This window comes from Cellulomonas xiejunii (assembly GCF_024508315.1).
GTDB lineage: Bacteria > Actinomycetota > Actinomycetes > Actinomycetales > Cellulomonadaceae > Cellulomonas > Cellulomonas xiejunii.
Genome location: NZ_CP101987.1, coordinates 3,686,647 through 3,712,321, shown reverse-complemented (window position 1 = coordinate 3,712,321; position 25,675 = coordinate 3,686,647). Strand labels below are relative to the sequence as shown.

At 75.0% G+C, this 25,675-nt stretch carries 24 protein-coding genes; 11 read left to right on the top strand and 13 right to left on the bottom strand.

Annotated elements, in window-relative coordinates; translation table 11 throughout:
• Nucleotides 1-8: 8 nt before the first annotated feature.
• The gene (locus tag NP048_RS17060) at nucleotides 9-866 is read right to left on the bottom strand and encodes an ABC transporter permease (RefSeq protein WP_227575238.1); all 858 of its coding nucleotides are present in this window, start codon (nucleotides 864-866) and stop codon (nucleotides 9-11) included.
• Nucleotides 863-1,810, bottom strand: coding sequence for an ABC transporter ATP-binding protein (locus NP048_RS17055; RefSeq protein WP_227575239.1), 948 nt, complete (start codon nucleotides 1,808-1,810; stop codon nucleotides 863-865). Before NP048_RS17055 ends, NP048_RS17060 begins: the two co-directional genes overlap by 4 nt.
• A 299-nt stretch (nucleotides 1,811-2,109) precedes the next feature.
• On the opposite strand from NP048_RS17055, the gene NP048_RS17050 reads away from it, so the two are divergent.
• Entirely contained in the window at nucleotides 2,110-2,337 is a 228-nt protein-coding gene (locus tag NP048_RS17050) for a hypothetical protein (RefSeq protein WP_227575240.1), read from the top strand.
• Nucleotides 2,338-2,456: 119 nt separating this feature from the next.
• On the opposite strand, the gene NP048_RS17045 is transcribed toward NP048_RS17050, so the two are convergent.
• Both NP048_RS17045 and NP048_RS17040 read right to left on the bottom strand, forming a co-directional pair.
• Nucleotides 2,457-3,224 (bottom strand): ABC transporter permease, encoded by a 768-nt coding sequence (locus NP048_RS17045; protein WP_227575241.1) that lies wholly within the window; start codon nucleotides 3,222-3,224, stop codon nucleotides 2,457-2,459.
• Nucleotides 3,221-4,180, bottom strand: a complete 960-nt coding sequence (locus NP048_RS17040) for an ABC transporter ATP-binding protein (RefSeq protein ID WP_227575242.1) — start codon at nucleotides 4,178-4,180, stop codon at nucleotides 3,221-3,223. The genes NP048_RS17045 and NP048_RS17040 overlap by 4 nt, the downstream gene beginning before the upstream one ends.
• A 100-nt stretch (nucleotides 4,181-4,280) precedes the next feature.
• On the opposite strand from NP048_RS17040, the gene NP048_RS17035 reads away from it, so the two are divergent.
• From NP048_RS17035 to NP048_RS17020, 4 genes are all read left to right on the top strand, one after another.
• The gene (locus tag NP048_RS17035; protein WP_227575243.1) at nucleotides 4,281-5,084 is read left to right on the top strand and encodes a TetR/AcrR family transcriptional regulator; all 804 of its coding nucleotides are present in this window, start codon (nucleotides 4,281-4,283) and stop codon (nucleotides 5,082-5,084) included.
• A 101-nt stretch (nucleotides 5,085-5,185) separates the two neighbouring features.
• Nucleotides 5,186-5,377, top strand: a complete 192-nt coding sequence (locus NP048_RS17030; RefSeq protein ID WP_227575244.1) for a hypothetical protein — start codon at nucleotides 5,186-5,188, stop codon at nucleotides 5,375-5,377.
• Nucleotides 5,378-5,465: 88 nt separating this feature from the next.
• Nucleotides 5,466-5,951, top strand: a complete 486-nt coding sequence (locus tag NP048_RS17025; RefSeq protein WP_227575245.1) for a nitroreductase/quinone reductase family protein — start codon at nucleotides 5,466-5,468, stop codon at nucleotides 5,949-5,951.
• A gap of 254 nt (nucleotides 5,952-6,205) precedes the next feature.
• A complete protein-coding gene (locus tag NP048_RS17020; protein ID WP_372456761.1) occupies nucleotides 6,206-7,726 on the top strand; it encodes an MFS transporter in 1,521 nt (506 codons plus the stop codon).
• 242 nt (nucleotides 7,727-7,968) lie between these two features.
• Here the strand turns inward: NP048_RS17020 and NP048_RS17015 are convergent, their stop codons facing one another.
• Complete coding sequence (locus NP048_RS17015; RefSeq protein WP_227575246.1) at nucleotides 7,969-8,154, bottom strand: antitoxin; 186 nt, start codon at nucleotides 8,152-8,154, stop codon at nucleotides 7,969-7,971.
• Between the two features lie 298 nt (nucleotides 8,155-8,452).
• Here NP048_RS17015 and NP048_RS17010 point away from each other — a divergent pair, with 298 nt between their 5' ends.
• Nucleotides 8,453-10,681 carry a hypothetical protein gene (locus tag NP048_RS17010; RefSeq protein WP_227575247.1) on the top strand — a complete coding sequence of 743 codons (2,229 nt, stop codon included), beginning with the start codon at nucleotides 8,453-8,455 and terminating at the stop codon, nucleotides 10,679-10,681.
• A 32-nt stretch (nucleotides 10,682-10,713) separates the two neighbouring features.
• On the opposite strand, the gene NP048_RS17005 is transcribed toward NP048_RS17010, so the two are convergent.
• Both NP048_RS17005 and NP048_RS17000 read right to left on the bottom strand, forming a co-directional pair.
• Nucleotides 10,714-11,190, bottom strand: a complete 477-nt coding sequence (locus NP048_RS17005; protein WP_256769336.1) for a prolipoprotein diacylglyceryl transferase — start codon at nucleotides 11,188-11,190, stop codon at nucleotides 10,714-10,716.
• An 89-nt stretch (nucleotides 11,191-11,279) separates the two neighbouring features.
• The gene (locus tag NP048_RS17000; RefSeq protein ID WP_227575249.1) at nucleotides 11,280-14,993 is read right to left on the bottom strand and encodes a TM0106 family RecB-like putative nuclease; all 3,714 of its coding nucleotides are present in this window, start codon (nucleotides 14,991-14,993) and stop codon (nucleotides 11,280-11,282) included.
• Between the two features lie 186 nt (nucleotides 14,994-15,179).
• Here NP048_RS17000 and NP048_RS16995 point away from each other — a divergent pair, with 186 nt between their 5' ends.
• From NP048_RS16995 to NP048_RS16985, 3 genes are all read left to right on the top strand, one after another.
• The gene (locus NP048_RS16995; RefSeq protein ID WP_227575250.1) at nucleotides 15,180-15,596 is read left to right on the top strand and encodes a CBS domain-containing protein; all 417 of its coding nucleotides are present in this window, start codon (nucleotides 15,180-15,182) and stop codon (nucleotides 15,594-15,596) included.
• Nucleotides 15,597-15,683: 87 nt separating this feature from the next.
• A complete protein-coding gene (locus NP048_RS16990) occupies nucleotides 15,684-16,574 on the top strand; it encodes an SDR family oxidoreductase (RefSeq protein WP_284439708.1) in 891 nt (296 codons plus the stop codon).
• Nucleotides 16,574-17,230, top strand: coding sequence for an NAD(P)H-binding protein (locus tag NP048_RS16985; RefSeq protein ID WP_227575251.1), 657 nt, complete (start codon nucleotides 16,574-16,576; stop codon nucleotides 17,228-17,230). The genes NP048_RS16990 and NP048_RS16985 overlap by 1 nt, the downstream gene beginning before the upstream one ends.
• Here the strand turns inward: NP048_RS16985 and NP048_RS16980 are convergent.
• The 4 genes from NP048_RS16980 to NP048_RS16965 all read right to left on the bottom strand — a co-directional run bounded on the left by NP048_RS16980 (nucleotide 17,211) and on the right by NP048_RS16965 (nucleotide 19,224).
• Nucleotides 17,211-17,555 carry a hypothetical protein gene (locus tag NP048_RS16980; protein WP_227575252.1) on the bottom strand — a complete coding sequence of 115 codons (345 nt, stop codon included), beginning with the start codon at nucleotides 17,553-17,555 and terminating at the stop codon, nucleotides 17,211-17,213. The genes NP048_RS16985 and NP048_RS16980 overlap by 20 nt on opposite strands.
• Nucleotides 17,556-17,663: 108 nt before the next feature.
• Entirely contained in the window at nucleotides 17,664-18,437 is a 774-nt protein-coding gene (locus tag NP048_RS16975) for a uracil-DNA glycosylase (protein ID WP_372456762.1), read from the bottom strand.
• Nucleotides 18,438-18,448: 11 nt separating this feature from the next.
• On the bottom strand, nucleotides 18,449-19,066 hold the full coding sequence (locus NP048_RS16970) for an L-threonylcarbamoyladenylate synthase (RefSeq protein WP_227575253.1): 618 nt from the start codon (nucleotides 19,064-19,066) through the stop codon (nucleotides 18,449-18,451).
• A gap of 20 nt (nucleotides 19,067-19,086) precedes the next feature.
• Nucleotides 19,087-19,224 carry a hypothetical protein gene (locus NP048_RS16965; RefSeq protein WP_227575254.1) on the bottom strand — a complete coding sequence of 46 codons (138 nt, stop codon included), beginning with the start codon at nucleotides 19,222-19,224 and terminating at the stop codon, nucleotides 19,087-19,089.
• 285 nt (nucleotides 19,225-19,509) lie between these two features.
• On the opposite strand from NP048_RS16965, the gene NP048_RS16960 reads away from it, so the two are divergent.
• A complete protein-coding gene (locus tag NP048_RS16960) occupies nucleotides 19,510-20,313 on the top strand; it encodes an ABC transporter ATP-binding protein (protein WP_227575255.1) in 804 nt (267 codons plus the stop codon).
• Complete coding sequence (locus NP048_RS16955) at nucleotides 20,313-22,889, top strand: ABC transporter permease (RefSeq protein ID WP_227575256.1); 2,577 nt, start codon at nucleotides 20,313-20,315, stop codon at nucleotides 22,887-22,889. Before NP048_RS16960 ends, NP048_RS16955 begins: the two co-directional genes overlap by 1 nt.
• Before the next feature lie 105 nt (nucleotides 22,890-22,994).
• Here the strand turns inward: NP048_RS16955 and NP048_RS16950 are convergent, their stop codons facing one another.
• Both NP048_RS16950 and NP048_RS16945 read right to left on the bottom strand, forming a co-directional pair.
• Nucleotides 22,995-23,342 carry a nucleotide pyrophosphohydrolase gene (locus NP048_RS16950; RefSeq protein WP_227575257.1) on the bottom strand — a complete coding sequence of 116 codons (348 nt, stop codon included), beginning with the start codon at nucleotides 23,340-23,342 and terminating at the stop codon, nucleotides 22,995-22,997.
• A gap of 89 nt (nucleotides 23,343-23,431) precedes the next feature.
• Nucleotides 23,432-25,489 carry an elongation factor G gene (locus NP048_RS16945; protein WP_227575258.1) on the bottom strand — a complete coding sequence of 686 codons (2,058 nt, stop codon included), beginning with the start codon at nucleotides 25,487-25,489 and terminating at the stop codon, nucleotides 23,432-23,434.
• Between the last annotated feature and the right edge of the window lie 186 nt (nucleotides 25,490-25,675).

The window sequence follows — 25,675 nt, the reverse complement described above, 5'->3', positions numbered from 1 at the left end:
GTCACGGCTCAGGCGTCCCGACGGCGCAGCAGCACGGCCGCGACGACGACCGCGGCGACGGCCCAGGCGACAAGCACGCCGTAGCCCTCCCAGGGGCCCAGCGCCGTGCTCTGCGAGCCCGAGATCACGGAGCCGGTGACGTCGTTGGTGATGAGCCGACCACCCGCGGCCGACGGCAGGAGCGACGCGAGGTCCTGGACGGGCTTCCACGGGATGTAGGAGATCGTGGGCTCGATGACGAAGACGAGGCCCAGGACCGTCGCGATGCCGGCCGCGGAGCTGCGCAGGACCGCGCCGATCCCGTACGCGAGGGCCGCCATGGCGGCTAGGTACAGCGGCACGCCCAGCATGATCCGCAGGTGCTCGGGGTCGGTGAGGTCGACCGTCATCTGCAGCTTCTCGAACCACGGCACGACGGACGCCCACCCGGCGAGGGACCCGACGAGGCCCGTGGCGAGCACGAGCCCGACGACGACGACGAGCTTGGCGAGCAGCACCGGCACGCGGGCCGGTGCGGCCGCGAGGGTCGAGCGGATCTGCCCCGTGCGGTACTCGGCGGTGATGACGACGACCGCGAGCCCGGACAGCACCAGCTGCGCGAGCGTGAGCCCGGAGATCGCGTACACGGGCCCGACGAACCAGTCGTCCGGGGCGTCCTCCGCGATGCCGGAGACGCTCGAGGCGCGCATGGCTCCCATCAGGGGGAAGAACGCGACGGCGAGCAGGGCCGTCCACCACGTCGAGCGCAGCGAGCGGATCTTGACCCACTCGGACGCGACGAGGCGGCCGAAGGTCACGGGCTGCACGACGGTGCGGGGCCGCGTGCGGCTGGCGGGCAGGGACGTGGAGGGCGTGGCGGTGGTCATCGGTGGGCTCCTGCGACGGGGCGGGTGGTGGCGTCGGCGGCCGTCGAGCGGTACTCGACGGAGTCGCCGGTGAGCTGCAGGTACGCGTCCTCGAGGGAGGCCTGCACGGGGGCGAGCTCGTGGAGGACGATCCCGGCGCTCGCGGCGAGCGCGGCGACCTCCGGGGCAGTGGTGCCGGTGACGTCGAGGACGTCCGGGCCGGTGGACGCGAGCTCGATGCCGGGCTGCGTGGCGAGCAGCGCGGCGAGGCGGCGGACGTCGGGCGTGCGGACGCGCACGGCGGGCTTGCCGGCCAGCGCGACGACGTCGGCGACGGGGGCGTCCGCGACGATCCGACCCCGCCCGATGACGATGAGGTGGTCGGCCGTGAGCGCCATCTCCGACATCAGGTGCGACGACAGGAAGACGGTGCGTCCCTCGGTGGCCAGGCCGCGCAGCAGCGTGCGCACCCACAGGACGCCCTCGGGGTCCAGCCCGTTGACCGGCTCGTCGAGGATCAGCGTCTGCGGGTCGCCCAGCAGCGCCGCGGCGATGCCCAGGCGCTGCCCCATGCCGAGCGAGAAGCGTCCGGCGCGCTGGCGGGCGACCGACGTGAGGCCCGTGAGCTCCATGACCTCCTCGACGCGGCGCTTGCCGATGCCGTGCGTCGTGGCCTGCGCCAGCAGGTGCTCGCGCGCCGACCGCCCGCCGTGCACGGCCTTGGCGTCGAGCAGCATGCCCACCTCGCCGAGCGGCGCGCGGTGCTGCGCGTAGGGCTTGCCGTTGACGGTGACGCTGCCGGCGCTGGGCCGGTCGAGCCCGACGACCATGCGCATCGTCGTCGACTTGCCGGCGCCGTTGGGGCCCAGGAAGCCCGTGACCTTGCCCGGCTGGACCGTGAAGTCCATGTGGTCGACGACCGTCTTGTCGCCGTACCGCTTGGTCAGACCGTTGGCCTCGATCATGCGTCCTCCTCGTTCGGGTGTGACTCGAACGTACGGAGGGACCGGGTGCCACCGGGACGCCCGTGAGACGCATCTGTGCAGGCCGGTGGCATACGCCGCAGGGATGACCCCCGTCCCCCTCTGGCTCACGAGCCAGAGGATTCGGGGCCTGCGAACACCGGATCACTCGGTGTCGCGAGGCAGTGGAAGGTGGGTGTGGGACTGCCGGATTCCTCGGTCGCGTGGGGCAGAGGGGTTCCGCGCGACAGGGGGAGTGCGGTGTGTGACGCTCGTGGGCACCAACGAGAGGGAGGTCTCCGATGTCGGTCCCCGACGACAGCACCACCCCGACGCCCGACGACACCGCGGTTCCCACGCCCGACGACACAGCCGTCCCGACACCGGACGGGGTCCCCGACCCCGTCACGAGCACGGCGCCTCAGGCGGAGCCCGCACCGGACGAGGACCAGGACGCGACCCGGCAGCCCGCTGACCAGGGGACGATCCTGCCCGTCCCCGGCAACCGAGCCAGCACCGGGGTCGCCTGACGACTCCGGCCTGGACGACTCCGGCCTGACGGCACCGGCTCGCAGCTCCGGCTCGACGGCTCGGGCTCGACGGCTCGGGCTCGACGGTGGCGCCCGCCTGGGCGCCACCGTCGTCGGTGTCAGGCGCGGCGCCGCAGGGCGATCGCAGCGCCCGCGAGCGAGGCGGCGGCCCACACGAGCAGCACGACGAGCGAGCGGGTCGGCATCGCGAACGTGTGCTGCGCGAGTCCTGCGCGCACGAGCTGGGCCATCGGCTCGATCGGCAGCCACTCGTGGGCGGTCTGCAGCCACGCGGGCATGCGCTCGGCGGGGTAGGACACGGGGGAGAACAGCAGGACGATGAAGACGAGGGCCTGCGTGAGCAGCATCGCGAGCTGCGGTGGCAGGACCGTCGCCATCGCGTAGCCGACGGCCGAGGCCGTGAGCGAGACGAGCACGGTCGCGGGCAGGAACCACGGCGCGATCGACAGGTCGACGTCGAACCGCAGCACCCCCGCGAGCACGCCGAGGGCCATGCCGGGCAGAGCGATGAGCGTCCACACCAGCAAGTCGGACAGCAGGAACGCGATGCGCGGCACGGGCAGGGTCCGCATCCAGTCGAGGGACCCCTCGATGCGCGACTGCCCGACCATCTGCGGCACCATCACGAGCCCGACGGTGATGAGCGTGATGGTCGGCGCGCCCGTGGCCAGGAACAGCGCGGTGACGGGGTCGGGGTCGCCGACGAGCAGCCCGTAGCCGACGACGGTGGCGACGGCCATGAAGACCTGGACGACGACCATGAGCGGCAGGTACTGCGACTGCCGACGCAGCTGCCACTGCGCGAGCAGCAGGGTCTGCCGCAGGCCGTCGGTGCGCGTCGGCGCGGGTGCGGTGAGCGTCGTCATGCTGCCGGGACCTCCTCGGTGACGTCGACGGGCTCGCCGACGAGCTGCACGTACACGTCCTCGAGGGACGCGGGGGTCAGCGCGTAGCGCTCGAGCCGTCCGGCCTCGACCTCGTCCTGCGCCCAGCGCACGACGTCGGCGGCCGCGTCGGACGGGACGCTCGCTGTCGCGCGCAGGTGGCCGGAGGCGGCGTCACGGGCGGCGGCGTGCCAGCGCACGGGCACGCCGGGCACGGTGTCGACCTCGAGGGTGAGGGTGCCGCGCAGGCGCGCGGTGAGGCCGCTCGGGGTGTCGGCGGCCAGGACGACACCGCGGTCGAGGATCGCGAGGTGGTCGACGACGCGCTCCGCCTCGCGGACGTTGTGCGTGACGAGCAGGACGCCGTGACCGGCGTCGGCCAGGCCGCGGATCTGCTGCCAGAGCAGCCGGCGCCGCACCGGGTCGACGTCGTTGGTGGGCTCGTCGAGGACGACCAGCCGCCCGGGGACCACCGTGGTCATGGCGAACGCGGTGAGCCGCGCGACGCCGCCCGACACCTTCTCGGCCGGGGTGTCGGCCCAGGCGCCGAGGTCGAGGGCGTCGAGCAGGTCCGTGGCGCGGCGGCGCACGTCGGCGGGCGACGCGCCGCGGATCCGGCCGACGAGCTCGATGGCGCGCCGTGGCGTCAGGCCGCTGATCGGCACGTTGGCCTGCGCCTGGATGGAGACGAGGCGACGCGCGTGCTCGGGGTGGGCCACCGCGTCGAGGCCGGTGACGGTGATGGTGCCCTCGTCCGGCCGCACGAGCCCGACGACCTGGTGCACGAGCGTCGTCTTGCCCGCGCCGTTGTGGCCGAGCAGCCCCACCACCTGACCGGCGGACACGTCCAGGTCGATGCCGTCGTTCGCCTGCACACCGCGGCGCCCGCGGTACCGCTTGCGCAGCCCGCGGACCGTCAGCACGTCTTGCCCGGTCATCTCGTCCTCCAGTCAGATACCGATCGGTACATGCTGAACAGTACGCAGATATACCCGTCGGTATCAACCCTTCGGTATGGGCTCCGCGTATCGTGAGGGGATGGCCGACGACCGTGACCGCATCAGCGCCGCGAGCCGCGCCCTCGCCGACGCGGCAGCGCAGCTCACGCGTGCCCTCGGCACGCAGGCGGAACGTCTGCTGCCGGAGGTGACCGACGCCGTCGCCGAGGGGCTGCGCGAGGCCGCCCGGGAGCTGGCGGACGCCACCGGGTCGATCGCCGACGACGCCCGCACGCGGGAGCAGCGCCGGCGGCGCAAGGTCGACCGCACGCGGGCCGACCTGCTCGACGCCGCGGCGCGCGTGTTCGCGGCCCGCGGCTTCGAGGGCGCGTCCGTCGACGATGTCGCCGCCGAGGCCGGGTACACCAAGGGCGCGGTCTACGCGCACTTCGGGTCCAAGCGCGAGCTCTTCCTCGCCGTCGCCCGGGCCCGCCTCGGTGAGGAGGGTGACCCGTCGCAGCACACGGTGCCCGGCGTCGGCCCCGCCGGCGTCGACGTCGGCGCCCTCACCGACGCGCTCGCGCTGTCCTCCGACGACCCGCGCCTGCTGCTCGCCGTCGAGCTGCTCGCGTACGCATTGCGCCACCCCGAGGACGCCGACGAGCTCGGCGGGTTCTACGCGCGCGCCTTCGACGCGCTCGTCGAGCACGTCGCCGACCTGCGCCGTGCCCGCGACGCCCGCGAGGGACGCGAGTCGGCCCCCGGCACCACGCAGGACGACCGCGACACGACGCTCGGTGTCGTCGCGCTGCTGAACGTCGCCCCGCTCGGGGCCCGGCTCCTGGGGCCGGAGCACATCACGCCCGCGGCGGGAGCCCGTGTGATCGCGCGCCTGCTCGCCTGACGACGGGCAGTGGTCGGCCGCTCGCGGGCACCGGTCGCCCGGCGCGCGGGCGCAGGCGCGTCGTGCCACCATCGAGCCTACCGATGACAGGGAGGCCACCGATGTCCGTCCCCGACGACACCGTCACCCCGACCCCCGACGAGGTCCCGGACCCCGTCACCGCGACCGCGCCGCACGCCCCGCCCGCACCGGAGGACGCGGTCGGCGACGACCAGGAGGACGCCTCCGGCGCCGCGGACCGCAAGGGCGAGCTGCCCGGGGTCCCCGCACGGCCCTTCAACGGCGAGATCTGACCGTCCGGCACGGGGCAGGACCTTCCGCGCTGGCCCCACGGCCCGACGCACGCCACCATCGGCTCGTCGACACGGGCAGGGGGCTCCGATGGGACGGTTCGTCCAGTGGCAGGCGGCGCGTCTGCGGCGCCACTACGCAGGCGGACGCGGTGACGCGTTCGCGCGTCGGGCCGCGCGCCTCTACGCCGCGCTGCACGGCACGTGGCTCACGCCGCGTCGCTGGGTGACGCTCGAGGTCCCCGGACGACGTACCGGCAACATCGCGCGGTTCCCGCTCGGCATGGCCGACGTGGACGGGCGCTGGTACCTGGTGTCGATGCTCGGCGAGTGCGCGTGGGTGTGGAACGTGCGCGCCGCCGGCGGTCGCGCGGTGCTGCGTCACGGCCGGGCGCGGGAGGTCCTGCTGGTCGAGGTTCCGGTCGAGGAGCGCGCCCCCGTCATCCGCCGGATCGTCCAGGTGGCGCCGGGCACCCGCCCGCACGTGCGGGTCGACTGGCGCGAGCCCGTCGAGGCCTTCGAGGCCGTCTCCGGGGACCACCCCGTCTTCCGGGTGGAGCCGGCGGGCGCGTCGTAGGGGACGAGGCGCGGGACGCGGGCGACCCGCGGCACGCCGGAACGCGAGGGCCCTGCGGGCGCGGGAGAAGCTCGGGACGCGGGCGACGCGGCCTGCGGACGCGCGGGACACGGGCGGTGCGCAGGGCGCGGGTGTGGCCCGTTGTGCCCTGGCGGACCGGGCCGCGGTGGGCGACGATGCGCAGCGGTGCGACGACGACGCCGCCCGGCACCGCGGTCGCCATCGACCGCTCCCAGCGGCACCCAGGAGAGCCCGTGACCACCTCGGACGTCCCCCGCGACCCGGACGCTCCCACCCCGGCCGACGCCGCCGGGCAAACCGCGACCGACCCGGCGCAACGCCTCGACGCCCTGCCCGTCACGCGCCGCCACGTCCGGCTGCTCGTCGGGTCGGGGGTCGGGTGGACGTTCGACGCGATGGACGTCGGGCTCATCTCGTTCGTCATCGCGCAGCTCGCGGTCGTGTGGGGCACCGACGCGACGACCCTCGGGTGGGTCGCGTCGGCCGGGTTCGCGGGCATGGCGGTCGGTGCCGCGGTCGGCGGGCTGCTCGCCGACCGGATCGGGCGCCGGCAGGTGTTCGCCCTGACGCTGCTGATCTACGGCGTCGCGACGGGCGCGTCGGCGCTCGCCGGCGGGGTGGCCGTGCTGATGGTGCTGCGGTTCGTCGTGGGGCTCGGGCTCGGGGCCGAGCTGCCCGTCGCCTCGACGCTGGTCAGCGAGTTCGCGCCGCCGCGCATCCGCGGCCGGGCCGTCGTGGTGCTCGAGTCCTTCTGGGCCGTGGGGTGGATCCTCGCCGCCCTCATCGGCTACCTCGTCGTGCCCTCCGGCGACGACGGCTGGCGGTGGGCGCTCGCCCTGGGCGCGCTGCCCGCGATCTACTCCGTCGTGGTGCGCCGCGGGCTCCCGGAGTCCGTGCGCTTCCTGCAGGCGCGCGGCAGGCACGCCGAGGCGGAGCAGGTCGTCGCGGACCTCGAGGCGTCGCCGGCCGTGGGGCACCGGGGGATGACGGGCGCGCAGGTGCGCGACGCGTCGGCAGCGTCGTCGGCCGTCGACCGGTCCGGGGCCGACGGGCCGGGAATCGACGGGTCGGGAATCGACGGGTCGGCCGCCGACGGAGAGGGGCGCGACGGGACTGCCGCCGACGCGTCCCGGGTCGACGGGTCCGCGGTCGACGGGCTGGCGCCGCGGCTCGCGGCGCTCTGGGTGCCGTCGCTACGCCGCCGCACGACCGCGCTGTGGGTCGTCTGGTTCGCCGTGAACTTCTCCTACTACGGCGCGTTCATCTGGCTGCCGTCGCTGCTCGCGGCGGACGGGCACACGCTCGTGCGGTCGTTCGGGTACACGCTGATCATCACCCTCGGCCAGCTGCCCGGGTACGCCGCGGCGGCCGTCCTCGTCGAGAGGTGGGGGCGGCGACAGACGCTCGCAGCCTTCCTCGTCGGGTCCGCCGTCGCAGCCGGGGCGTTCGCCGCCGCGTCGGGCGACGCGCAGATCATCGGCGCAGGGCTGCTGCTGTCGTTCTTCAACCTCGGCGCGTGGGGCGCGTTGTACGCGGTGACCCCGGAGCTGTACCCGACCCGCGTACGGACCACCGGCGCCGGGTGGGCTGCCGGCGTCGGGCGCACCGCCTCGATCCTGGCGCCGCTCGCCGTGCCGCAGCTGCGCGAGGTGGGTGGCACCGGTCTGCTGTTCACGGTCTTCGCCGCGGTCTTCGTCGTCGCGGCACTGGGCGCGCTCGCCCTGCCGGACCACACGGGCGAGTCCCTGACCTGACGCACGCCCGCCTCCCGTCGAGCGCGGCACATCGCACGCGAGCGCGGCACATCCCACGCGAGCGCGGCACATCGCACGCGAGCGCGGCACCAACGAGTGCCGCGCTCGGCGGTTGAGTGCCGCGCTCGGCGGTGGGGTGCCACGCTCGGCGGTTGAGTGCCGCGCCCGGCGGTTGAGTGCCGCGCTCGGCGGTTGAGTGTCGCGCTCGGCGGTGGGTTGCCGCGCTCGGCGGGTGGTGCGGGTCAGGCCTTCTTCTGCTTGTCCAGCTGGTCCTTCGCGGCGTCGACGACCTTGTCGATCGTCGCGTCCGTACCCGTGTCCGTGCGCGCCTTGATCGCGTCGGCCGCCTTGTCGAGTGCGTCCTTGGCCTGCTCCTCGCGGCCGTCGAGCGCGCCCTTCGCCTTCTTCACGAGGTCGTCGAGACCCATGGGTCCTCCATCCGTGTCGCGGAGCCGAGGGTCGGCGCCCCGGCCATTCTGCGCTCCTGGCACCCGCCCGCCGCGCCCCGACGGTCTGTGTCACGGCGTCACGGCGTCGCGGCGACGTGCTGCCCGTCGACCGGCCACCTGTGGATGACGCCTGCGCGTGCCCGACGCCGGTCCCTACGCTCGGCACCGCTGCGCGATCCGGTGGTTTCGTCCTGGTCTGACCCACCGCGACCGCGCGTACCGCCGACCCCGGAAGGACCCGATGTCCCCGACGCTGCCCGTCCCCGATGGTCCCGCCGTGACGGAACCTGCCTCGGCTGCCGGGCCGGCGGCCTCACCGCCCGTCACCCCGCGCATCGTCTTCGGGTCACCGGTGAGCGAGGCGCTCGAGGAGATCCGACGCCGGCCCTGGCTCCTGCTGCCCGTGGCCCTCACCTTCGTGCTGACCGCGCTGGGGTCGGCAGCCGTGACCCTGGTGCACGCGTGGTCGGTGCCGACGATGCTGCACGAGAGCGGCTTCGTCTTCACGGCGGAGGCGCCCGCGGCGGACGTCACCGCGGTGGTCGGCGCCGTCCTGAGCTCCGTGGCGGGCGTGGCGTTGCAGGCGGTCGTCGTCCTGCTCGCCGGTGCCCAGGTGCTGGACGTGCGGGCCGGCGCTGCGGCGACGCTGAGAGAGGTCGGCCGCAGGTGGGCGCTGGTGCTCGCGTCGCTCGTCGGGCTGCTGCTGGCCGGCGTGGTGCCGTACGTGCTGCTGTACACCCTGGCGCTCGTCGTCGGAGGGCTCGCGGCCAGCCTCATGACCCTGCTCCTCACGGCGTTCCTGGTGGCGGGTGCCGTCGCCGTGGCACAGCTCTTCGTCTGCGCGCTGCTGCACGGGTTCGGGCTGCGTGCGGCCCGGCGCCGAGTCGCCGACCTGCGCCGCTGGCCGGTGGCGAGGGAGGAGCTGCGACGGGCGCCGATGCTGGTGCTGGGTGTCGTCGTGCTCGCCGTCGGGATCATGGTCGTGCTCCAGCGCATCGCGCGGGCCGAGGCGTGGCGGATCGACTCCGCGTGGGCACGGGGTGCGCCGGAGCCGCGGCTGTGGGTGGAGGTGGTGCTGCAGGGCGCGCAGGCGGTGGCCGGCTCCCTGGTGCTCACGGTGTCGGTCGTCGCCCTGACGTGGCTGCACGTGCGCGCCACCTCCGCCGCCGAGCGCCTGGGGGAGGAGCCGCTCGCCTGGGTCGGCGTGCGGCGTGCCATGCGACCGGTCGCTGTCGAGGAACCGGCCGCCGGGCACGCGCGCCCCGCACGACGCACCGCCCTGACGGGGTGGACCGCGGTCGTCGGGACGTGGCTGCTGGTGCCCCTGGTCGCCTGGGGCCCCGCCGCTCTGAACCCGACACCTGCGCTCGCGCCCTCGACCGAGACCTTGACGGACGTGGCCGCACCGACGGTCGTCGGCGGGCCGGACGGTGCCAGGATCGTGCCGGGCTGGTCCGCCGGCCCCCTGATCGCCTGGTCCGACGACGGCCTCGTGCGTCACGCGTTCTCGGTCGCGATCTGCGGCCCGCGCGGATCGTGCGTGGTCGACCAGCGCGACGAGGGCGCATTCTCCTCCGTCGCGGTCGCTGTGGACCCCGGCACGTCCGCGATGGTGGTCCTCGCAGCGGTGGGGACGACCGACGAGCACCCGGTCCGCTACGAGGTCGTCAGGTGCGAGACCGACTGCACCGACCCGGCGCGCCGGGCGTCTGCCCAGCTGGGGCCCTGGGTGCCCGAGGAGTGGTGGTGGTCCAGCGACCCCCGGCCGATGCACGCCGTGGCCGCCCGTGACGGCGCGTTCGCTGCGGTGTACCCCGTGATGGGGGCAGACACGACGTCGCTCGTAGCGGCCGTGTGCTGGACGGCGTCGTGCACCGACCCGGCGCCGCTCGCACTCGGGCCGGTATGGGGCGACGACATCGTGCACGCGGGGTTCGCTGCGGACGGCGTCCTGTGGGTGGCGCGTCTCGAGGACGGGATCCTGCGTCTGGCTCGGGCCGAGCCCGGTGCGACCCAGGTGACCGACGTGCAGGTGCTCGTGCTCGGGGAGGACCGCGACGCACTCACGTACCGCACGGACGAGATGCGGTACGGACCGCTCCTGGACCTCGCGGTGCCGGACGACGGCCGTCCTGTCGTGCTCTACCGCGCGCCCGAGGACGGAGGGCTGCGGGTGCTGGCGTGCGCCGACGACCGGTGCGTGGGCACCACCACGTCGACCGTGCCCGGGGGCCTGCACGACGACGCGGAGATCGCCGTCGACAGCACCGGACGTCCGCTGGTGGCCACCGTGAGCGCCGGTGTGCAGCTGCACGCGTGTGACGACCACGCGTGCACGACGATGCGCACCGGCCTCATGACGGGTCAGCGTCCGGCGTCACCCTGGGACGACGGGCGGGTCGGCCCGTTCTTCGCGGTCGACGGCGACGCTCGGCCGTACGTCGTCGTGAACCAGCGCGACGACAGCATGCTCGTGCGCTGCGACGAGCCGCGGTGTGGCCTGTGACGTCGGGACCGCCGCGTCAGGACACGCTGTGGTCAGTCGCCGCGCTCCACGTCGCCGATCCGCTCGTCCGGCTCGTCGCCGCCTGGGGTGACCTGGTCGACGCTCGTGCCGTCCGGCTGCTGGAGCGAGTGAGGGTCGCCGGTCGGGTCCTGCTCGTGCGTCGGGTCCTGCTCGTGCGTCGGGTCCTGCTCGTGCGTCAGGTCCTGCTCGTGCGTCGGGTCCTGCTCGTGCGCGGGCTCGGTCTCGTCCGTCGCGGGCGGCCCGGGCAGGTCCTCCCCGTCGCCCTCGACCTCCGCGCGGAGCTCCTCGCTGTGGGCCGCGACCTCCTCGCGCTGCTGCGCGATCGCCTCGCGGATGCGGTCGGCCTGCGTCGCGAGCTGCTCGCGCACGTGCGCGACGCTCGCGTCCACGGCGGCCCGCGCCTCCGCGTCGATCTGCTCGAACTCCCGCGCGAGCGCCTGCTCCTCGACGCGCAGCGCCGTGCGCACCCGCTCGAACTCCTCGTCCACGCCCATGGTTCCTCCGAGTCCCGTGCGTACCTCTACCGTGCATGCCTCTGCCGCGCGCCGACCTGCTCGCGCACCGCCCGGGCCCGACGTTACGGCCCCGCGGGCGGCTCCACGACCGAGCGGGTGGTCAGGCCGACGAACGCGCCCAGCCGCTCGAGCGACTCCGGCCGGCGTGGCAGGGTCCGCGTCAGGTGCGCCGAGCGGACCACGAACGCCGCCCACTGCCCGCGGGACACCGCGACATTGAGCCGGTTGCGGTCGAGCAGGAAGTCCAGGCCCCGGGGGACCTGGTCGGGGGACGACGCCGCCGTGGTCACGAGCACCACGGGCGCCTCCTGACCCTGGAACCGGTCGACCGTCCCCACGCGCGTGCCGGTGAACCCGGCGGCGTCGAGAGCCCGGCGCACGGTCCACACCTGGGCGTTGTACGCGGCGACGACCAGCACGTCCTCGGGCGTCAGCGGACGCTCGGCCGGTGCGGCGTGCGGGTCGCGCCAGGTGCGTCCGACGAGGTCCCTGACGAACCGCACGACCACCTCGGCCTCCTCGGGGGACGACACGGCGTTGCCGTGGTGGTCGACGAGCACGCCGTGGACCCCGGGCGGCACACCGTCCAGCGAGCGTGCCGCCGCGCGGGGCGCCGAGACCAGGCGGTCCTCGTAGGCGAGCGTCGAGACCGCGCCGCACAGCGCGGGGTGCATGCGGTGGCTCACGGGCAGGAAGTAGCCGAGGTCCGCGGGCAGGGTGTCGTGCCCGTCGGTCAGCCACCCCAGCGCGCTGCGGTCGACCGGCTCGGGGTGCGTGCCCTGGCTGACCTGCGGCAGCTGCTGCGGGTCGCCCAGGAGCAGCAGGTTGCGGGCCGAGCCCGCCACGGCGAACGTGTTCGCGAGCGCGAACTGCCCTGCCTCGTCGACGACCAGCAGGTCGAGCGGCGCGGACGGCAGCCGCTTGGCGTTGACCAGGTCCCACGCCGTGCCGCCCAGCACCGCGCCCGTGCCCGACGACCCGCCGGGGTGCGCAGCCCAGAACGCCCCGAACCCCGCGTCGGGGACCCACGTCCACGGCGCGGCAGGGTCGGCGGAGCGGCCGTCGGACGAGCCCGGAGCCTTCTTCGCGATCATCTCGGACGGCACGCCCGCGCTCGCGACGCCACGCAGCATGTTCTCGACCACGGCGTGCGACTGCGCGACGACGCCGACCCGCCAGCCGCGCGCCACGAGCGCCGCGATCACCCGCGCACCCGTGTAGGTCTTGCCCGTCCCGGGCGGCCCCTGGACCGCGAGGTAGGAGTCGTCGAGGTCGAGCACCGCGCGTGTGAGCACGTCCACGAGGTCGTCGCCCGTCGGCAGCGGCCGGCCCGAGCGGGTACGCGGCGGGCGGCGCAGGGCCAGGTCGAGTACGGCGGCGCGCGGCAGCACGACGTCGGGCGCGTCCGTCGACGCCGCGTCTCGTGACACCCCGTCCCTCGACCCACCGTCTCGTGACACCCCGTCCCGCGACACCCCGTCCCGCGACACCGCATCGAGCACTCGCTCCGCGAGCCCGCGGATCGCGGTGCGCAGGGGACCGGTGGCGATCGGCCCGGCGGGTGCGAGGGCCATCGGCACCTCGCCGAAGGACGCCGACCCCCGCGGGCGGGTCTCCTCGACCAGCAGCACGTCGCGCGGCCTGGCACCGTCGAGCTCGGCCGTCACGTCGAGCACCGTCATGCGCTCGCACCAGCCGCGCGGGCCGTCCACGGACGTCTTCACGCACTCGGGCAGGGGCGGGTCGTACAGGCCGACCGCCTGCGCCCCGGCCCGCAGGTCGCTGCCGGGCTCGAGACGCCCGGTCATGCGCAGCACCCGCCGCTCGACCTTCTTGCCGGGCGGGACGTGCCAGTCCGTCACGACCTCGACCGCGCCCGGCCGGTCGACGAGCAGCACGTTGCGCCGCTCGGTCCAGTCCGAGGGGTGCGCGGCGAGCCGGTCGAAGTGGCCCCACCAGTACGGCTTGTCCTCGCGCTGGTGGTAGCGCAGTGCCGCGCCCACGAGCGCGACGGCCTGCCGCGCTGGGGTCCGCACGACGCCCTCACCGGGTCCCGGCCCGGCGATCGCGAGCAGCTCGTCCTCGAGCGGGTCGGGTGCACCGAGCTCGGCTGCCCGGGCCTCGGCCTCGGGGTCGAGCACGACGGGCCGGGAGGGCGACACGCCGACCTCGGCGAGCCGCGCGAGCAGCCAGTCGCGCAGCCCTCGCGTGGAGTCGCAGTCGTAGTGGTTGTAGACCTCGATGGCCTTGATGCGCTCGTTCCAGTCGTCGAGCCGGCCGGCGTCGCGGGCCGCGACGGCCTCGGCGTACTCGACGATCGAGTCGGCGGCGTTCGTCACGCCGTCGCCGCGGCCGGTGGCCATGTACAGCGGCTCGAGCTTCTTCAGCGAGTACGACCGCTGCCCGGTGCGCACGCCCGCCTTGACCGCGGCGTACAGGTCGACGAGCAGACCCTCGCGCAGCAGCGCGTCGACCTGCGTCTCGCCCTCGCCGTGCCGCCCGGCGAGCCGCCGCAGCGTCGACTTCTCGTACGCGGCGTAGTGGTAGACGTGCATGGCGGGGAACCGCTCGCGGCGCTCGGCGAGGTAGGCGAGGAAGTCGCGCAGGGCGACGCGCTCGGCGGCGCGGTCGTGCGCCCAGAACGCGACGAACGGCGCCTCGGCGTCGGGCGACGGCGGGTTCTCGACCACGCCGAACAGGTACTCCAGCCCCCAGGCGTCGGGCTCACCGGCCAGCGCGGCGTCGTACCACAGGGGGTCGCCCTCGAAGTCGAAGAAGATGTCCCCGGGGTCGGCCGGCGGCAGCAGCTCGGCGATCCGCTCGGGGTGCGTCACGGCCCACGGGACGTCCGTCGGGTGCGTGGGGTCGGGGTTGCGGGCCTCCTGCTCGACCTGCAGCCGTGCCTGGAGCCGGGCCTTCTCGACGACTGCGGGGCTCAGGCCCTCGACCTCGAGACCGTCGGGTGCGGCCGCGAGCGCGTCGATCGTCGTGATGCCGGCGGCCACGAGTGCCGCCCGCTGCCGCTCGTAGACGCCGGCGACGAGTGTGACGTCACGCCGCGCCTCGAGCTCGGCCGTGCACACCGAGCAGCGGCCGCACGCCGACCACCGCTCGTCGCCCCAGGTGACCGGGCCGTCCTGCGCGCGGTGCGTGTCGAGCACGTGCTGCAGCCGTGCGCGCCGGTCCAGGTACACGGGGACGAGGTCGGCCACGGCGTGCCGCGTGACCACGCCGTCACCCAGGACGAGCTGCACCTCCCGGGCCACCGGCAGCCCGGCGCGATCGAGCTGGTCCGCGTACGCGGCCACCTGCAGCAGCGCCGTCGGCTGGGCGTTGCGCGCGAGCTTGGCGTCACGGACGGACCACGTGCCGTCGTCCTCGCGCACCACGAAGTCGGCACGCCCCACGAAGCGTCCGTCGAAGAACGCGGCCTGGTGCACGACCTGCGCCGACGCGAGCCGGTCGAGCGTGGCCGCGTGCGCGGCCTCGAGGTGCGCACGTGACGCGGGGTCCCGCGTCCCCGGCACCTGCGCGAGGCCGCCGTGCGCGCCCGGCTGCCAGACCCCGTAGCGCGCGACCATCGCGCGCAGCACGCGCTGCTCGTGCTCGTCACCGAGGTGCGACACGCGCGCGAGGACGACGTCGGCGTCCGGCTCCACCGCGGGGCCCCGTCCGAGTCGCGCGTCGAGCGCGCGCAGGACCGCGTGCTCGCACTGTGCCGCGGACGTCAGGTCGCTCGCGGAGTAGGTCAGGGTGCCGTCGTCGAGCAGGATCACACCGGCAGGTTACGGCGGCCCACCGACACCCCTGACGAGCCGCGACCAGCGGCGCGTCCTCTGCCGGGGCGAGCCGTCCTCGAGATGCGGGTGGGCGCCCGGTGACGGACCGTGGACGCCGGGCGGCGCCCCCGCCACCCGCGGGAGGCCCCCGCCGACCGCACACCCAGCACGAGGAGGACGGACATGACCCGCACGGTCTCCGAGCTCATGACGCCCCACCCGACGGTCGTCGAGGTCACCGACACGCTGCGCTCCGTCGCGCAGACGATGGCGGCGCAGGACCTCGGCTCGCTCGTCGTCGCCAAGGACGGCACGGTCGTCGGCATCGTCACCGACCGCGACCTGGTCGTGCGAGGCCTCGCCGAGGGCATCGGCCTCGACGCCCCCGTCGGCCAGCTGGCGACCGACGAGCTGGTGACGGTCGGGCCCGACGACGACGTCGCCGACGTCGTGCGCATCATGCGCGAGCAGGCGGTGCGCCGCGTGCCGGTCGTCGAGGGCGGTCTGGCGGTCGGCGTCCTCAGCATCGGCGACCTCGCCGCCGAGCTCGACCCGCGGTCCGCTCTGGCGGAGATCTCCGAGGCACCGGCGCAGGACTGACGTGCCCGTCCGCCCCGGCGCGGCGGGCGCCGCGCCGGGCGGGCGTCTCGGGATGCCGGGCGGGTCCTCCCCGACGACGATGGACCGATGGCAGACCAGACGACACCCCAGGACCCCACGACCCAGCACCCGAAGCCCGAGGCGCAGTCCGCCGAGCAGATCGCGCACCCGGGGCACACCGAGGACATGCAGCAGGAGCCGGACCACGGCGAGGAGTCGTACCGCGGCTCCGGGCGCCTCGACGGCCGGCGCGCGCTCGTCACGGGCGGCGACTCCGGCATCGGCCGCGCGGTCGCGATCGCGTTCGCCCGCGAGGGCGCCGACGTGGCCATCTCCTACCTGCCGGAGGAGGAGGACGACGCGCGCGAGACCCTCGCGTGGATCGAGCGGGCGGGCCGGCGCGGCCTGCTGCTGCCCGGCGACATCCGCGACGAGGAGCACGCGCGCTCGCTGCCCGGCAAGGTCGTCGATGCGTTCGGCGGTCTCGACGTCCTCGTCAACAACGCCGCCTACCAGATGGCGCAGACCGGCGGGCTGGCGGACATCACGACCGAGCAGCTCGACCGCGTCCTCAAGACCAACATCTACGCGATGTTCTGGATCACGCAGGCCGCGCTGCCGCACCTCGGGAAGGGTGCGTCGATCATCAACACCTCCTCGATCCAGGCGTTCGACCCGAGCCCGCCGCTGCTGGACTACGCGTCGACGAAGGCCGCGATCTACAACTTCTCGAAGGGCCTCGCGCAGCAGCTCGCCGAGGACGGCATCCGCGTCAACGCGGTCTGCCCCGGGCCGATCTGGACGCCGCTGATCCCCGCGACGATGAACGCCGAGAAGGTCGAGGACTTCGGCTCCGACACTCCGCTCGGCCGCGCGGGGCAGCCCGCCGAGCTCGCACCGGCGTACGTGTTCCTCGCGTCGCAGGAGTCGTCGTACGTCACCGGCGACCGCATCCTGGTCACCGGCGGGCGGTCCTGATGCGCGTCGTCGTCGTGGGCGGCCATGGCAAGGTCGCGCGGCTGCTGGCACCGTTGCTGGTCGCCCGCGGCGACGAGGTTGTGCCGCTGGTCCGGCGGCCCGAGCACGCCGACGAGCTGGCGGCGCTCGGCACGCAGCCCGTGCTGCTGGACATCGAGGAGTCCGACGAGCAGGACTTCGCGACCGCCTTCGCGGGAGCCGACGCCGTCGTGTTCGCGGCCGGCGCCGGCCCCGACGGCAACGCGGGGCGCAAGCGCAGCGTCGACCTCGAGGGGTCGCTGAAGTCGCAGGAGGGGGCGCGTCTCGCGGGGGTCCGCCGGTTCGTGCAGGTGTCCGCGATCGGGGTCGACGCGCCGATCACGGACGACATGCCGGCGGTGTGGGCCGCGTACGTCGTCGCCAAGCGCGACGCCGACGAGGCGCTGCGCGGCACGGACCTGGACTGGACGATCCTGCGCCCCGGCGGGCTGACTGACGACGAGGGCACCGGGCGCGTGACGCTGGGCGAGCACGTCGAGCGTGGCCAGGTCCCGCGCGCCGACGTCGCGGCGGTCGTCGCCGCCGTCCTGCTCGAGGACGCGACGATCGGCCGTCAGTGGGAGCTGGTCTCCGGTGACGTGCCGATCGCGGAGGCCCTCACGCGCGCCGGCGCCTGACGACCGCCGTCGCCAGGGCGGTCACCAGGGCGAGCACGGCCACACCCACCAGGACGCCGGCCCACGGTCCTGCGGGCACGTGCGCGGAGAGCCGTCGCAGGGACCCGAGGTACCAGTCGACGTCGTACTCCAGCACCCGGTCGAGCCACGGCGACCCGTCGAGCCGCCCGTCCAGCCGGTTCCGGGTGCGCACCAGCAGCAGGCCGACCATCGTCGCCGCCACCACCAGACCGGTGAGGACACCCGCGATCGCCCACCCGGACGGCGCGCCGCCGCGCGCATCGGCGTCCTCGGCCGCCGCCCGCCTCGTCGTGACCGCCCCCACCTGTCCCCCTGCCGTCGTGGCCGGGCGTGCCCGGCCGGCGGACGTGCCCCTGTGAGAGAAAGACGTCCCAGGGCGCCGGAAGGTTGTGCCCCGATCGTGTGACGTGCGTCAGTCCACGACCTGCCGGGCGCGGCGCAGCACGGCGTCGAGCATCGCGGGGGTCAGCCGCCCGGTGAAGGTGTTCTGCTGGCTCACGTGGTAGCAGCCGAGCAGCGTCAGCTCGCGCGGGGTCGTGGCGTGCCGCAGCGTGACCTCCGCGCCGTGGCCGAACACCGGCCGCGGCCGCGGCACCACCCAGCCCTGCTCGACCAACGTCGTCAGCAGCGCCTGCCACCCGAACCCGCCGAGCACCACGGCGACGCGCGGCTCGACGAGCTCGAGCTCGCGCGCCAGCCACGGGCCGCACGTGCGGCGCTCCGCGGGCGTCGGCGCGTTGGCCGGGGGAGCGCACCGCACCGGGGCCGTCACGCGTACGTCGTGCAGCGTCAGGCCGTCGTCCGCGGACGTCGACGTGGGCTGAGACGCCATGCCGACGCGGTGCATCGCCGCGAACAGGAAGTCCCCGGACCGGTCACCCGTGAACATGCGTCCGGTGCGGTTCGCGCCGTGCGCCGCGGGCGCCAGGCCCACGACGACGACGCGCGCGTCCGGGTCGCCGAACCCCGGGACGGGGGCGGCCCAGTACGCCTGCCCGCGGTACCGCGCCGGCGGGTCCGCCGCCGTGGCCTCGCGCCACGCGACGAGGCGGGGGCATGCGCGGCAGGTCGTGGACACGGCGGCGAGAGCGGCGAGATCCGGCGCGGCGGCGGCCGCGCGCACCACGTCCGCGGGCGACGTGGGGACGTCGGGGGGCGGCGGCGCGTCGACGGCCACCGGGTCCACGACGTGCCCGCTCAGAACCGCGACGCGTCGCCCGCGCCCTCGCGGACGACCTCCGGCGCACCGGACGTCCAGTCGACGACCGTGGTCGGCTCGCTGCCGCGGTCACCGGCGTCGACGACCGCGTCGAGCACGTCGTCGAGCTCCTCCTTGATCTGCCAGCCCTCGGTCATCGGCCAGTCGTGCCCCGGCATCAGCAGGGACGACGAGAGCAGCGGCTCGCCCAGCTCCCGCAGGATCGCCAGGGCCACCGGGTCGTCCGGGATGCGCACGCCGACCGACCGCTTCTTGGCGTGCGCGAGGCGCCGCGGCACCTCCGGCGTCGCGAGCAGGATGAACGTGTACGGGCCGGGCGTCGCCGACTTGATCGCACGGAACGCGCTGTTGTCCAGGTGCACCAGCTGCCCCAGCTGCGCGAAGTCGGAGCACACCAGCGTGAAGTGGTGCCGGTCGTCGAGGTGGCGGATGCGGCGGATCCGGTCCGCGCCGTCGTGGTTGCCCAGGCGGGTGCCCAGCGCGTACATGGAGTCCGTCGGGTAGGCGATGACGGCGTCGTCGCGCAGCATCGCGACGACCTGCGAGATCGCGCGAGGCTGCGGGTCCGTCGGGTGGACGTCGAAGTACCGGGCCATGCGACCAGCGTAGGCCGGGCTCAACCGCCGGTCCCGAGCACCGCGGCGAGCAGCGGGCGGGCCAGGTCCGTGAGCAGCGCCGGGTGCGCGGCGTACGCGAGGCCCGCGCCGAGGGCGACGGCGCCGAGGACGCGTGCGGTGCGCTGGAGCGCGAGCATGGGGAGGACCTCCGGTCGGCGGGCCGCCGGCGCGGCCCCGTCGGGACCAGCCTGGCGGTCCGGCTGGTCCCGACGGATCCGGGGCGAGCCCCGGTTCGTCCCGGGATGCACGCCCCCCGGCTCCCAGGGTCGGGCGTGCGGGTGCGGCGCAGAACCCCCGACCAAGGCCATTGACCAGGCCTTTCGTCACCCAGGGGCACCCTGAGTGGTGAGCCGCCCGCGTTCAGGGTCACCTCCGGGCGCGCCCGGATGTCGCCCCCGTCGTCAGCGCGGGACGATCGTCTCGTGACCCTCAACGACAGCACCCGCTCCGGCGGGCCCATCGCCACCGCTCGCGGCCTCGTCCGCACGTACGGTTCCGGCCCCACGGCCGTGCACGCCCTCGCGGGCGTCGACCTCGACATCGAGCGTGGGCGGCTCACCGCCACCATGGGCCCGTCGGGGTCCGGCAAGTCGACGCTGATGCACTGCCTGGCCGGGCTCGACCGCCCGACCGCGGGCACCGTCGTGGTCGACGGCGAGGAGGTGTCCGCGATGTCGGAGCGCCAGCTGACCCGGCTGCGACGCGACCGCATCGGCTTCGTCTTCCAGGCGTTCAACCTGGTCCCGACGCTCACCGCGCTCGAGAACATCACCCTGCCCTTCGACATCGCGCGCCGACCCGTCGACCGCGCCCACCTCGACGCCGTCGTGCAGGCCGTGGGCCTCGCCGACCGCCTGAACCACAAGCCGGGCGAGCTGTCCGGCGGGCAGCAGCAGCGCGTGGCCTGCGCCCGGGCACTGGTCACGCGCCCGGCCGTGGTGTTCGCCGACGAGCCGACGGGCAACCTCGACTCGGCGTCCGCGCACGAGGTCCTGTCGTTCCTGCGGCACAGCGTCGACGAGCTCGGGCAGTCCGTCGTCATGGTGACGCACGACCCGAGCGCCGCGTCGTACGCCGACCGCGTCCTGTTCCTCGCGGACGGCCGCATCGTCGACGAGCTCGCCGACCCGACGGCCGACGCCGTGCTCGAGCGGCTCGGTGCGCTGACGCGCCGCGCGCAGGCTGCCGCTGCCGAGGCAGCCGCTGCACCTGCCGAGGTCCGCTGATGCTGCGGGTCACGCTGCGCAGCGTGCGCGCGCACGCGGTGCGGTTCGCCCTGTCCGTGCTGGCGGTGGCGCTCGGTGTCGCGTTCATCGCCGGCACGTTCGCGCTGCGCACCATGCTGTCCGACACGTTCCACGGCATCGTCGACGCGCAGGCGCCCGCGGACGCCTACGTGCAGGGCGACTCGGTGCTGCCCGGCGGCGACACCGGCGGCGGCCTGTCGCTGGGCGGGCAGCGCACGCCCGTGCCGCTCGCCCTCGCCGACGAGGTGGGGGCAGTCGAGGGCGTGGACGCGGCGCTGCCCGACCTCGCCGGCCTGATCGTCCTCGTCGGTGCCGACGGCACCGCGGTGCAGTCCACGCAGGCGCCGTCGTACGGCCTCGCGTTCGACGAGCGCGACCCCGGGCTGGACCTGGTCGAGGGCCGTGCGCCGCAGGCCGCGGACGAGGTGGCCGTCGAGTCGGTGTCCCTCGCGTCGGCCGGGCTGGACGTGGGCGACCGCACGAAGGTCGTGGTGGCCGGCGAGGTGCGCGACGTGACCGTGGTCGGCAAGGTCGACGCGGGCGGGCCGCTCGCGGGCGCGACGCTCGTGTACCTGCCCGTCGACGTGGCCCGGACCGCGTACGCCGCCGAGGGGACCACGCCGCGCATCTCCGTCTACGCCTCGGACGACGCCGACGAGCAGACCGTCGTCGACCGCGTCACCGCCGCGCTGGACGACGCGGGCATCACCGGGGCCGAGGCCGTCACGGGCGACTCCCTGCGCGCCGAGCTGCGCGCGGACATCGACACGACGCTCGGGTTCGTCACGTCGTTCCTGCTGATCTTCGCGGTGGTCTCGCTGTTCGTCGGTGGGTTCCTCATCTCCAACACCTTCGCGATGGCCGTGCGGCAGCGGGTGCGCGAGTTCGCGCTGCTGCGGGCCGTCGGGGCGTCGCCCGCGCAGGTGTTCGGTGTCGTCGTGGGGCAGGCCGCCGTCGTGGGCCTCGTCGGGTCCGGGCTGGGTGTGGTCGGCGGGCTCGGGCTCGTGAGCATGCTGCGCGTGGTGTTCGAGGCGATGGGCATGGACCTCGTCGGTGACATCCCGCTGGAGACCACGGGCGTGTTGACGTGCCTGGCGCTCGGCACGGCCGTGTCGGCCGTCGCGGCGGCCGTCCCCGCGCGTCGCGCTGCGCTCGTCGCGCCCGTCGAGGCGATGCGTGGCGAGGTCACGGTGCCCGAGCGGTCGCTGCGCGTGCGCGGGCTCATCGGTGCGGCGCTCGTCGCGCTGGGTGCCGCCGGCGTGCTGTTCGCCGCACTGCGACCCGACTCCAGCGGCGCCGAGCCGGCGCTCGGGGCCGGTGCCGCAGCCGTCCTCGTCGGCGTGCTCGTCGCGTCGCCGTCGCTGGCCCGTTCCGTCCTGCGGGTGCTGGCCGTGCCGTTCGTGCACGCGCTGCCGCCCCTGGGCCGCCTCGCGCAGGGCAACGTCGTGCGCAACCCCCGACGGACCGCGTCGACGGCCGGGGCGCTGATCATCGGCATGGCCCTCGTCGGTGCCGTGTCCGTGATCGCCGCCACCGGGCAGGCCTCGCTCGTGCGCGTGGTCGAGAGCTCGACGGACGCGGACCTGGTGCTGCGCTCGGCGACGTCCGCGATCCCCGACGGTGCGTTCGCGGACGTCAGCGCGCTGCCGGAGGTCGGCCGTGCCGAGTCGCTGGCCTTCACGTACGGCGGCGTGTCCCCGGAGCCGGGCGCGACCCCGGGTCCGTCCGACGGTGCGTCCGTCCTGGGTCTGCGCCCGGGCGTGCTCGGCGACGCGCTCGTCGTCGAGGTGCTCGAGGGGGACGTCGACGACCTCGACGACACCCACGCCGTGGTCAACCAGGCCGTGGCCGGGGAGGGCTGGGCGGTCGGTGACGAGCTGACCGTCAGCACGGCTGCGGGCGAGCGCACGCTCGAGGTGGCGGCGGTCGTCGACACGCGGCTCACCTCGGGGTCGGTGTTCGTCACGAAGGACGTGCTCGACGAGCTCGCGCCGGGACCGGCGCAGACCAGCGACACCGTGTTCATCGACGCGGCCCCCGGCGTGGGTGCCGACGAGCTGCGCGCCGCGGTGACGACCGCCGTCTCGCCGTACGTCGTGGTGTCGGTGCAGGACCGCGACCAGTTCGTCGACCAGATGGCCGCGCAGGTCGACCAGCTCCTGGTGATCCTGTACGCGCTGCTGGGTCTGTCCCTGGTCATCGCGGTGCTGGGCATCGTCAACACGCTCGCGCTGTCGGTGATCGAGCGCACCCAGGAGATCGGGCTGCTGCGGGCCGTGGGCCTGGGGAGGCTGCAGCTCGCGGGCGTGATCACCGTCGAGTCCGTCCTGACGGCGGTCTTCGGGACGCTCGTCGGCCTGGCCGTCGGGGTGGGGTTGGCGTCGGTGCTGCCGCGCGTCTACGCGGAGGAGGGCTTGGACCGGCTCGTCGTCCCGTGGGGCGGGCTGGCGCTGATGGTCGTGCTCGCGCTCGTCGTCGGCGTGCTGGCCGCGGTGTGGCCGGGCGGGCGCGCGGCACGCATGCGGGTCCTGGACGCGATCGCGACGCCCGACTGACCCGCCCGCCCACCGGCCGCACCCCGAGCGCGGTACTCCCGGCCCGAGCGCGGTACTCGTTTCACCCGCGCTCGGCGGGTGAGTGCCGCGCTCGGTGGGTGGGGGTCAGGCCTTGTGGGGGGCGACGCCGTGGTGGGCGGCTGCCGGGAAGCGGCGGTGGGAGTCGGCGAGCTTGGCGCGTGCCGCGGCGCCGAGGTCGACGCCCAGGACGTCGGCGAGCCTGACCAGGTAGACGAGCACGTCGGCCATCTCCTCGGCAGCGCGGGCGCGCCGTTCCGGTGCGGAGAACCGCTCGGCGGCTTCGGCGGCCGGCACCCACTGGAACAGCTCGGCGAGCTCCCCGACCTCGCCGACCAGCGCGAGGACCAGGGACTTGGGGTCGTGGAACTGCTCCCAGTCCCGCTCCTGCGAGAACTCCCGCACCGCCGCCGTCAGCTCCGCGATCTCCGCCATGCCGCCCATCATCCGCCCCCCGTCCCGCGCGCGGTACCCGACGGTCAGGTGCCGCGCGCGGGGGAGGGGTGACGGGGGGCGGGTGGTGGTCAGGCGGGGGCGAGGTGCTCCGGGCAGGGGGCGTAGTGGTCCGGCAGGACGGTCAGGCCGCCGCGGCCGCCGGTGAGCGAGCGCAGGTCCAGGACGTAGCGGCGCAGCTCGGCCTCCGGGACGGTCGCCTCGACGACGACCTCCCCACCGTCGAGCGACACGGTGTCGGTGATACGCCCGCGCCGGGCGGACAGGTCGCTCATGACGTCGCCCTGCGCGGTCGTCGGCACGGTGATCTGGACGCGGCACACCGGCTCGAGGACGACGGTCCCGGCTGCGGCGAGCGCCTCCTTGAGGCCGACGGCGGCGGCGGTGCGGAACGCCATGTCCGAGGAGTCCACGGAGTGCGACTTGCCGTCGTACACCTCGACGCGCACGTCGACGACCGGGTACCCGTGCGGGCCGCCCGCGGCCATCGCCTCCCGCACGCCCCGCTCGACGGCCGGAAGGTAGGACCGCGGGATCGCGCCCCCGACGACCGAGTCGACGAACTCGAACCCCGCGCCCGCGGGCAGCGGTGAGACCCGCAGCTGCACGACCGCGTACTGCCCGTGGCCGCCCGACTGCTTCTTGACCTTGCCCTCCGCCTCGACGGTCCGCGCGATCGTCTCGCGGTACCCGACGGGAACGGGCGAGGTGGTCACGTGGACGCCGAACACGCGCGCGAGGCGTTCCAGCGCCACCGCCAGGTGCGTGTCGCCCAGACCGCGCAGCACCGTGCGGTCGCCCGCGCGCTCGATCGTGAGCGTCGGGTCCTCGGCGACGAGCCGGGCGAGGGCGGCGGACAGCCGGTCGTCGTCGGACTGCGTGACGGGGTCGAGCACGAGTGCGTACACGCCCGGCCGCTCGGGCAGGGGCGGCGCCGTCATCGACGTGCCCGGGGTGCCCTTGGCCGCCAGCAGCGAGCCCGCCGGTGTGCCCGTGAGCTTGGCGACGGCCGCGACCTGCCCGGCGACGACGACGTCCACGGGCAGGTGCTCCTTGCCGCGCAGCCGGAACAGCGCGGGGACCCGCTCCTCGGCGCGGGTCGTGGTGTTGACGAGCCGGTCGCCGGCGCGCACGGTGCCGGACAGCACCCGGAACAGCGTGACCTGCCCGACGAAGGGGTCGGCCGTGGTGCGGAACGCGTGCAGCAACGTCGGACCGGCCGGGTCGGGGGCGACCTCGACGGTGACGTCGCCCGCGCGCACGCTCCGCGTCCGGCTCTCGGGTGCGGGGCACAGCTCGCACAGCAGGTCGGCCAGGCGGTCGACCCCGACGCCGGTCGTCCCCGACGCGACGAGCACGGGCACCGCCTCGCCGGCGCAGACCTCGTGCGCGAGGGTCCGCCCGAGGTCCGCGACCGACGGCACGTCCCCGGACAGGTACCGCTCCAGCTGCTCGTCGTCGTGCGCGACGATGTCCTCGGTCACCTCGTCGTGCAGTCGGTGCTCCTCGGCGATGAGTTCCGGCGGCACGGGTGCGGCGTGGTGGCTTCCGTCGGGGTCGTAGCCGTGGCCCTCCTCCGACAGGACGTCGGCGACGCCGGTGAACGCGGCCTCGTCGCCGAACGGCAGCTCGAGCGGGACGATGACGTCACCGAACGCGTCGCGCAGCTCGGACAGGACCCGGTGGAAGTCGGCCCGCGTCCTGTCCTCCTTGGTCACGACGACGACCCGGGGGACGCCCGCCTCGCCGGCGGCCCGCCACGCGAGGTGCGTCCCGGCCTGGACGCCGTCGACGGCGCTGACGACGACCACCGCGAGGTCGGCGGCGCTCAGCGCGGCGTCGACCGCTCCGGCGAAGTCGAGGAACCCGGGGGTGTCGAGCAGCGTGACGTCGTACGTCTCGCCGTCGCCGGCGCGCCATCGCAACGGTGCGACGCCGAGCCCGAGGGAGATGCCGCGGGCGATCTCCTCCGGCTCGTGGTCGCTGACCGTGGTCCCGTCCTCGACCCGCCCGGCCCGGGGGATCGCCCCGGCTCGCAGCAGCAGGGCCTCGGTGAGGGTGGTCTTGCCGGATCCCGACGCGCCGAGCAGCGCGACGGTGCGGACTCTGGATGGAGCTGCCTGGTCCATGGAGACCCTCCCACGCTGGAGTTGATCTTCTGGTCAGCGTAGGACGAGGCGCACCGCGACGACAGGACAAGGGTCCCTGGTGGCCGGGCGCGGCGCGGTGCTGTGGCCGTGCTGCGCGCCGGGGACGACGACGGGCCGGGCCCCCTCGTGGTGCGGGAGGGGGTCCGGCCCGTGCGTCAGCCGTGG

Coding starts and splice junctions, on each gene's coding strand:
- NP048_RS16970 (WP_227575253.1), bottom strand. CDS start 19,066: ATGGCCCGGTACTTCGACGTCCACCCGACGGACCCGCAGCCTCGCGCG.
- NP048_RS17045 (WP_227575241.1), bottom strand. CDS start 3,224: ATGACGACGCTCACCGCACCCGCGCCGACGCGCACCGACGGCCTGCGG.
- NP048_RS17050 (WP_227575240.1), top strand. CDS start 2,110: ATGTCGGTCCCCGACGACAGCACCACCCCGACGCCCGACGACACCGCG.
- NP048_RS16990 (WP_284439708.1), top strand. CDS start 15,684: ATGGCAGACCAGACGACACCCCAGGACCCCACGACCCAGCACCCGAAG.
- NP048_RS17035 (WP_227575243.1), top strand. CDS start 4,281: ATGGCCGACGACCGTGACCGCATCAGCGCCGCGAGCCGCGCCCTCGCC.
- NP048_RS16955 (WP_227575256.1), top strand. CDS start 20,313: ATGCTGCGGGTCACGCTGCGCAGCGTGCGCGCGCACGCGGTGCGGTTC.
- NP048_RS17060 (WP_227575238.1), bottom strand. CDS start 866: ATGACCACCGCCACGCCCTCCACGTCCCTGCCCGCCAGCCGCACGCGG.
- NP048_RS16985 (WP_227575251.1), top strand. CDS start 16,574: ATGCGCGTCGTCGTCGTGGGCGGCCATGGCAAGGTCGCGCGGCTGCTG.
- NP048_RS16950 (WP_227575257.1), bottom strand. CDS start 23,342: ATGGCGGAGATCGCGGAGCTGACGGCGGCGGTGCGGGAGTTCTCGCAG.
- NP048_RS17025 (WP_227575245.1), top strand. CDS start 5,466: ATGGGACGGTTCGTCCAGTGGCAGGCGGCGCGTCTGCGGCGCCACTAC.
- NP048_RS17030 (WP_227575244.1), top strand. CDS start 5,186: ATGTCCGTCCCCGACGACACCGTCACCCCGACCCCCGACGAGGTCCCG.
- NP048_RS17055 (WP_227575239.1), bottom strand. CDS start 1,810: ATGATCGAGGCCAACGGTCTGACCAAGCGGTACGGCGACAAGACGGTC.
- NP048_RS16945 (WP_227575258.1), bottom strand. CDS start 25,489: ATGGACCAGGCAGCTCCATCCAGAGTCCGCACCGTCGCGCTGCTCGGC.
- NP048_RS16995 (WP_227575250.1), top strand. CDS start 15,180: ATGACCCGCACGGTCTCCGAGCTCATGACGCCCCACCCGACGGTCGTC.
- NP048_RS17040 (WP_227575242.1), bottom strand. CDS start 4,180: ATGACCGGGCAAGACGTGCTGACGGTCCGCGGGCTGCGCAAGCGGTAC.
- NP048_RS16965 (WP_227575254.1), bottom strand. CDS start 19,224: ATGCTCGCGCTCCAGCGCACCGCACGCGTCCTCGGCGCCGTCGCCCTC.
- NP048_RS17015 (WP_227575246.1), bottom strand. CDS start 8,154: ATGGGTCTCGACGACCTCGTGAAGAAGGCGAAGGGCGCGCTCGACGGC.